This is a genomic window from Janthinobacterium aquaticum, from assembly GCF_009208565.1.
Taxonomy (GTDB): Bacteria; Pseudomonadota; Gammaproteobacteria; order Burkholderiales; family Burkholderiaceae_D; genus Janthinobacterium.
This window is the reverse complement of the sequence record NZ_WFLK01000035.1, coordinates 1-686: the sequence shown is the minus strand read 5'-3', so window position 1 is coordinate 686 and position 686 is coordinate 1. Positions and strand designations below refer to the sequence as shown.

General features: G+C 51.5%; 1 rRNA gene. It reads right to left on the bottom strand.

Annotated elements, in window-relative coordinates:
• Nucleotides 1-686: ribosomal RNA gene (locus GCM43_RS25485) — 23S ribosomal RNA — on the bottom strand; the annotation flags it as partial.

Below are 686 nucleotides of genomic sequence, written 5' to 3'. Positions count from 1 at the left end.
TCAAGCTACCGGGGCGTACCTTTTCCCGAAGTTACGGTACCAATTTGCCGAGTTCCTTCTCCCGAGTTCTCTCAAGCGCCTTAGAATACTCATCTCGCCCACCTGTGTCGGTTTGCGGTACGGTCTCGTATGACTGAAGCTTAGAGGCTTTTCTTGGAACCACTTCCGATTGCTTCGTGAACAAGTTCACTCGTCCCATCCCCTTGAATTCCGCGCCCGGATTTGCCTAAGCGCCTTCTATGAGACAGAAACTGACTATTCCAACAGTCAGACAACCTTCCGCGATCCGTCCCCCCATCGCATCATACGACGGTGCAGGAATATTAACCTGCTTCCCATCAGCTACGCATCTCTGCCTCGCCTTAGGGGCCGACTCACCCTGCTCCGATGAACGTTGAACAGGAAACCTTGGGCTTACGGCGTGGAGGCTTTTCACCCCCATTATCGCTACTCATGTCAGCATTCGCACTTCTGATACCTCCAGCATCCTTTACAAGACACCTTCGCAGGCTTACAGAACGCTCTCCTACCATATCTATCCGTGATAAATCACAGAACAATATCCGCAGCTTCGGTGACTGGCTTAGCCCCGTTACATCTTCCGCGCAGGACGACTCGATCAGTGAGCTATTACGCTTTCTTTAAATGATGGCTGCTTCTAAGCCAACATCCTGACTGTTTTAGCC